This is a genomic window from Mesorhizobium sp. M1A.F.Ca.IN.020.03.2.1 (assembly GCF_004023205.1).
Taxonomy (GTDB): domain Bacteria; phylum Pseudomonadota; class Alphaproteobacteria; order Rhizobiales; family Rhizobiaceae; genus Mesorhizobium.
In genome coordinates this window covers 1-6,784 of sequence record NZ_RZSV01000266.1, presented here as the reverse complement: position 1 = coordinate 6,784, position 6,784 = coordinate 1, and the positions used below count along the sequence as shown (strand labels likewise).

Sequence of the window (6,784 nt, the reverse complement as noted above, 5' to 3'; positions counted from 1 at the left end):
GGGAATTACCACGGAATCGTCACCGCCGAGCAGGATCGGCACGGCCGACGCGGCCAGGACCTCGCGCGTCTTCGCCTCGATCCGCGCCCGGTTTCCCTCATTGTCATGCATGACCGTCGAGATGTTGCCGGCATCGACGCAGCAGACCGCCTTGCCGTCGAACAATGGACCGCCGAGATCGAAATCCCAATGCTCGACCAGCGGCGCATCGTCCTGGCTCGCAGCGCGGATGGCGTCGGCGGCCAGAACAGAGCCGCTGCTGTCCTTTCCCGGATAGGTGCTGCCATGACCGGCACCGTAGATCACCATGCGAGGCGCGCAGCCTCCGGCGAGGCAGTCGGGAAAGCCAAGAAAGGAAGATGAAGAGGTCATTGTTCAATAGTCCGAATGTGAGCGCTCGCGGCGAGGGGCACGTCGATAGGATCGCTTTATCGCCTCTACGTGATCCATATCAGAAAGTCGCATAAGATAGATTATGGAACGTCAACGAGGTCCTTGATGTGTTCGTGAATCCTTGTAGCCGCCTCCGCCGCGCTGATCGCTGTTACGTCGATCGTCAGGCTGTTCGGGTGCTTCGGGTCAAGGACAGCGACTGTTCGGCTGCGGTGCCGCGCGACTTCCGGATCGATCGACTTGAGACGGTCACGTCGCGTTGGCGACATCACGCGACGTACCAGTTCGGCCTCTTCGCAAAGCAAGCGCACAGGCACGAAGTGAGCGCCTCGTCGATCCGACGCATCTTTCATCTGCTGGTAGGACGCCAGGCTTCTCGCGTCTCCTTGGATGCCGGAGTTCGTGAAGATGAAGTTGGCGGCGGGAGGACAAAGTGTTGCGACGGTGTCCAAGACAGCCTGGCGGACCTTGGCGGTCTGCTCCCAGACGGAATCAGGCAAAGTGCGGCGACCGTCATCGGCAAGCAGTGCCAATATAGGATTGTTGATCCAGTGATTGTCGATGACCTGGCCGGAAAGTGCCGTGCCGAGTTCCCGTGCGATCGTCAGCTTGCCGACGCCAGGGAAACCGAGCAGCAGAACAAACACATTCTGAACCATCGATCAGTTTCCGAAGCACCAAAGAGAATCGGATTGACGACTAAGCGCCAAAGTGAACAGGCGTCTCTATCGCTCTGACTCAAAAGGAATTTCGATCATCATGCCGTCATAGGCCGGCACCACGTGGTCCGGCGTCTCGGCCATCACGGCGGCATAGTCCAGCGGCACATGCATATGCGTCAGCACCGCGTTTTTCGGCGAGAGCTTCTCGATCCAGCCCAGTGCCTCGGCAAGCGACAGATGGCTTGGATGGCTGTTGTACTGCAGCGCGTCGATCACCAGCACGTCAAGGCCTTCAAGCCTTCCTGCTGTGGCAGCTGGAAAGTCGCTGATATCGGGGCAATAGGCGAGCTCGCCCACGCGGAAACCGAGCGAAATGATGTCGCCATGGATCTGCGGCAGCGGCTCAAGGGTGAGGGGACCCCCCTCGCCTTCGATCACCACCGGCCGGGCATGGTCTATGAGATGCGGCCTGACGATCGGTGGATAGGAACTGCCCGGGGGCGTCTCGAAGCAGTAGCCAAACGCCTGGCGCAGCCGCAGCATGGTCGGCTGGTCGGCATGGATATCGATACGACGGCGTTGCTCGAGCACGAAGCCGCGCAGATCGTCGATGCCGTGAATGTGGTCGGCATGCGGATGGGTATAGACCACCGCGTCGATGTGTTTGACCGAGGCGAGTAGCATCTGCGCGCGAAAATCCGGTCCGGTGTCGATGACGACGGTGGTGCGGCCGCCATTCCCTGCGATCCGCTCGACAAGAGCAGCCGTGCGCATGCGGCGGTTCTTCGGATTGGCCGGATCGCAATTGCCCCAGTCGCCGGTGATGCGCGGCGTACCGGGCGACGAGCCGCAGCCGAGAATGGTGAGTAGCAGCTGGTCGCCCATGTCAGGCCGCCGTCACGTCCGGTCGCGGCATCTTGGTAAACAGCCGGAAGACATTGTCGGTGGTGATGTCGGCGATCTCCGCCTCGCTGACGCCGATGGTCTCGGCCAGCACCTTCGCCGTATTCGCGACATAGGCGGGCTCATTGCGTTTTCCCCGATGCGGGATTGGCGCAAGATAAGGCGCGTCGGTCTCGACCAGCAGCCGTTCGCGCGGCACATCTGCGGCAATCGCGCGCAACTCGGTCGAGTTCTTGAAGGTCAGGATGCCTGAGAAGGAGACATAGCCGCCCAGCGCCACGCCGACTTCCGCCAACCGACGCCCGGACGAAAAACAATGCAGGATGAAGGGGAAAGCGCCCTTCCCTGTCTCCTCCTCGAGAATCGCCGCCATGTCGCCGTCGGCGTCGCGCGAATGGATGACCAGCGGCAGGCCGGTCCGGCGCGCGGCGGCGATGTGAGTGCGGAAGCCTTGCGCCTGTGCCTCGCGCGGCGCGCGGTCGTAGAAATAGTCCAGGCCGGCTTCGCCGATCGCCACCACCTTGGGATGGTCGGAAAGCCGTACCAGCTCCTCTGCGGTCACATCGAGCTCTTCCGCCGCATTGTGCGGATGAGTACCAACTGAGCAATAGACCTCACTAAAAGATTTAGCAATTTCAATGGTTTGCTGAAAACGCTTCACGCGCGTTGAGATCGTCACCATGCGGCCGATCCCGGCTGCGAGAGCGCGGGCGACGATAGCCGCCCGCTCCTCGGCAAAATCCGGAAAATCGAGATGGCAGTGACTGTCGACAAGCATCAGGCTTTGGTGTCCTGCTCGACGTAGCGGGGAAACACGCCCTCAGGCACCGGCAGCGCCGTGCCGGGCACCAGCGCATGGTCTGCGTGGACATGCGCGAAATTGCGCTTATCCGCCGGCACAGCCAGCAGGTCGAGCAGCCTCGCCGCCGATCCGGGAATGAAGGGCAGGCAAAGCAAGGTCACGCGCCGGACAAGCTCGGCCGTCGTCCACAGCACCGTCTCCATGCGCTCCGGATCGGACTTGCGCAGCGCCCAGGGCTCCTGCGACGCGAAGTAGCGGTCGGCGTCGGCCACCACGCCGAAGATCGCCGCCAGCGCCAGATGGATGCCCTGCTCCCCCATCGCTCTGCGCGCTACCGCAAGCGCCTCCACCGCCTGGTCGAGGATCGCCGCGTCGGCTTCGGTGAGCTCGCCGCGCTTCGGCACCGCCCCGCCGCAGTTCTTTGCAATCATCGACAGCGAGCGCTGCGCCAGATTGCCGAGGCCGTTGGCGAGATCGGCATTGGTGCGGTTGACGATCGCTTCGTGACTGTAGCTGCCGTCCTGCCCGAACGGCACCTCGCGCAGGAAGAAATAGCGTACCTGGTCGAGCCCGTAATGCTCGATCATCGCGAACGGATCGACGACATTGCCGACCGATTTGGACATCTTCTCGCCGCGGTTGAACAGGAAGCCGTGGGCGAACACGCGCTTCGGCAATTCTATGCCGGCCGACATCAGGAAGGCCGGCCAGTAGACCGCGTGGAAGCGCACGATGTCCTTGCCGATGATATGCGTCGCCGGCCAGTAGTGCCATTGCTCGGATTTGGTGTCGGGATAGCCAGCGGCCGTGATGTAGTTGGTCAATGCGTCGACCCAGACATACATCACATGCTTGTCGTTGCCCGGTACAGGCACGCCCCATTTGAAAGTGGTGCGCGAGATCGACAGGTCCTTCAAGCCGGACTTGACGAAGCTGATCACTTCGTTACGGCGCTCCGCTGGACCGATGAAGTCTGGCCGGCTCTCATAAAGTGCCAGCAATTTGTCCTGATAGGCGGATAGCCGGAAGAAATAGCTTTCCTCCTCGTTCCATTCAACCGGCGAGCCAAGCGGCTCGCGGCGTACGCCGTCGTCGCCGAGCGTGGTTTCGCTTTCGTCGAAATAGGCTTCCTGGCGGACCGAATACCAGCCGCTGTAGCGATCAAGATAGATGTCGCCATTGGCGGCCATCGCCTTCCAGATCGCTTGGCAGGATGCGTAGTGACGTTGTTCGGTCGTGCGGATGAATTCGTCGTTTGAGCCCCCGACTGTCTCGGTCATCGAGCGAAAGATTGCCGAATTGCGGTCGGCGAGCGTTATCGGCGCGATGCCTTCCTTCTCGGCTGTCTGCTGCATCTTGAGGCCATGCTCGTCGGTGCCCGTGAGGAAGAACACTTCCTTGCCGTCGAGACGCTGGAAGCGGGCCAGCGCGTCGCTGGCGATGACCGTATAGGCGTGGCCGATATGTGGCTTGCCATTCGGATAGAAAATCGGCGTGGTCAGGTAGGATTTTTCGCGTGACATGAATGAACCGTCATGAAGGTCTGAATGTGAGTTGTGGCGGTGGATAAACTATCGGCATGGCGATTGCCATCCCGATGCATGCCGCCCGAAAGTGGTGCCCGGTTTTGGGGCAGCGGCATGCACTAAGAAAACCGTCACATTCGCATCACAGAATTCAGGCGGTCGATCATGGTCAGGGCGTGCTGCTTCTTGTCGAGATTGTAGGTCTCTGCCTCAGATATCGTGTTCACGGCCTCGTGCCAAGCGTCGGACAGCGTTTTGGCCCTGGCGAGGTCGCCGGCTAAGGCCGCTTCGCTGGCGGCGGCCGACAGCAGATCGAGCGCGCGGCGGTTGAAGATATCGAATTGGATCGCCTGGTCGCGGCCGGCAACGGCTTCGGCAAGCCGATGGGCAGCGGCAATGTCCGGCTTTTGCGCCGCCACCAGCGCGTCGAGCGCGCCGGCGATTTCCAGCCCGCCATACTGGGTAAGCAGGATCGCGTTGCGCGCGCTGCCCCCTGCCCGCTCGGCCAAAGCCGCGCGCGCCGCCGGATCGACCGGCGGCGGCGGCTCGATGCCTTCCAGCACACCCATCAATTCGTCCGGCGCAAGCGGCGTCAGCCGCACCATTTGACACCGCGACCGGATCGTCGGCAACAGGCTGCCCGGCGCATGGACGATGAGGATGAACAGGGTGCGCGCCGGAGGCTCCTCAAGATTCTTGAGCAAGGCATTGGCGGCATTAGTGTTCATGTCGTCGGCCGGATCGACGATGACGACGCGGTAGCTGCCGTCATGCGAGGTCATAGACAGGAAGCGGCTGACCTTGCGTATCTCGTCGACGGTTAGCACAGTCTTGAAGCTTTTGGTCTTGTCGTTGGCCGGACGGGTGAGATGCAGCACCGAAGGATGCGCGCCGGTAGCGATCTGGCGAAACAGCGACGAGGCCGGATCTGGAACGGCAAGCGCTTCGGGCGCGGCCGCAAAATCGGGATGTCTGAGAAGGTGATGCGCCAGGTGGAAGGCAAGCGTGGCCTTGCCGATGCCGTGCGGCCCGGCGAGGATCAGCGCATGCGGCAGCTTGCCGGCGCGGTAAGCGGTGGCAAGCATGCCCGCCGTCTGCGCGTGGCCGATCAGCCGCGAAGTTTCCGATGGCTCGGGAACGCCGTCCAACGTGTCGTGCTGTTCGGGGGCGATGCGTTCGAAGATCATGCAGGCGCCGTCTGCTTCCTTTGCACCGGCATCCGCTTTTCCAGCACCGCGAACACGGCCGCGGTGACGACGTTTTCCACCGTTTCGGGATCGGCCGACGCATCGATCACTATGCAGCGATCCGGCTCCGCCTCGGCGATCGCCAGGAAAGCCTCCCGCCGGCGCTGGTGGATGGCCACAGTCTCCTTCTCGAAGCGATCGGCGCTGTCGCCGGCGCCACGGCGTGCCGCCGCGCGCTTCAGACCTTCGGCCGGATCAATGTCGAAGATCAGCGTCATGTCGGGGACCATGCCGTTGATGGCGACCGCCTCCAGCGCTTCCATGAAATGCGGATCGAGCCCGCCGGTAACCCCCTGATAGACGCGCGAGGAATCGATGAAACGGTCGCAAAGCACGATCGTGCCGCGCTCGACCGCCGGCCGGATCACTTGCTCGACATGGTCGGAGCGTGCGGCGGCGAAGAGGATCGCCTCCATCTTCGGGCCGAAGGGCTCGGCGGCCCCGGACAGAAGCACATGTCTCACCGCCTCGGCGCCCGGCGAGCCGCCTGGCTCGCGTGTCACCAGAACCTCGTATTTCTTGGCGCGCATGCGCCGTGCCAGCCGCTCGATCTGCGTCGACTTGCCGGCTCCTTCGCCGCCTTCGAAGGTGATGAAAAATCCGCTCGCCAATCGTGAATGCCTTCGCCCGTGCTGGCCGCTGTCATAGCTCCCGTCCGGCAAAAGGTCCACGAGCCTGCCCGATCACAAATGTTTCTGACGCAGCCAGCCGACAGCCAGTTCCTTGGCGGCGTCAAGCGCACGCTGCGGCAACGTCCCGACCTTCACCGCCTCGGCGGCGAAAAGCGGCGTTCGCTGGCTGAGCGTGTCGCCTATCCAAACGCGCAGCTCCCCGACCGGTTGCCCCTCCTCCACCGGCGCCGCCACCGGACCGTCATAGACAATTCTGGCGGTCAGCTTGTCGCGGTTGGTTATCGGCAGAAAGATGTCCACCGGGCCCTTGGCTTTCAAGGCCACGCCGGATTTGGCGCCGCCGAACACTTCGGCTTCGCCGACGACCTCGTCCTTGGCGAAGATCTCCGTCTTCTGGAAGGAGCGCGACCCCCAGTCTAGCAGCTTGCGCGCCTCCTCGGAGCGTTCCCGGTCGCTCGCCAGACCGCTCAGCGCCGCGATCACCCGAATGCCGTTGTGGCTGACCGTGCCGACAATCCCGAAGCCGGCGGACTCGCTCGCCCCGGCCACGAAGCCGTCGGCATCGATGCCCATGGCCAAAAGCGGATTGCGGTTCCGCTGGGAGATCTTGTTCCAGGTG

At 62.8% G+C, this 6,784-nt stretch carries 7 protein-coding genes and 1 pseudogene; all 8 read right to left on the bottom strand.

The features are described from left to right. On the bottom strand, nt 1-372 hold a 372-nt coding region (locus EOA79_RS27750), incomplete at its 3' end, for an arginase family protein (RefSeq protein ID WP_206639276.1). A 101-nt stretch (nt 373-473) separates the two neighbouring features. Continuing rightward, nucleotides 474-1,052 (bottom strand): chloramphenicol phosphotransferase, encoded by a 579-nt coding sequence (locus EOA79_RS27745; protein ID WP_095825418.1) that lies wholly within the window; start codon nt 1,050-1,052, stop codon nt 474-476. Between the two features lie 66 nt (nt 1,053-1,118). Then, a complete protein-coding gene (locus EOA79_RS27740) occupies nt 1,119-1,940 on the bottom strand; it encodes an MBL fold metallo-hydrolase (RefSeq protein WP_095825417.1) in 822 nt (273 codons plus the stop codon). A 1-nt stretch (nt 1,941) separates the two neighbouring features. Then, nucleotides 1,942-2,736, bottom strand: a complete 795-nt coding sequence (locus EOA79_RS27735) for a TatD family hydrolase (RefSeq protein WP_095825416.1) — start codon at nt 2,734-2,736, stop codon at nt 1,942-1,944. Beyond that, nucleotides 2,736-4,283: a methionine--tRNA ligase gene (gene metG / locus EOA79_RS27730; RefSeq protein WP_127335980.1), complete on the bottom strand. Its 1,548-nt coding sequence runs from the start codon at nt 4,281-4,283 to the stop codon at nt 2,736-2,738. The genes EOA79_RS27735 and metG overlap by 1 nt, the downstream gene beginning before the upstream one ends. A gap of 134 nt (nt 4,284-4,417) precedes the next feature. Continuing rightward, complete coding sequence (locus tag EOA79_RS27725; protein ID WP_095825414.1) at nt 4,418-5,473, bottom strand: DNA polymerase III subunit delta'; 1,056 nt, start codon at nt 5,471-5,473, stop codon at nt 4,418-4,420. Next, complete coding sequence (tmk, locus tag EOA79_RS27720; RefSeq protein WP_095800715.1) at nt 5,470-6,144, bottom strand: dTMP kinase; 675 nt, start codon at nt 6,142-6,144, stop codon at nt 5,470-5,472. Before tmk ends, EOA79_RS27725 begins: the two co-directional genes overlap by 4 nt. 72 nt (nt 6,145-6,216) lie before the next feature. Further along, nucleotides 6,217-6,784: pseudogene (locus EOA79_RS27715) on the bottom strand (D-alanyl-D-alanine carboxypeptidase); the annotation flags it as partial.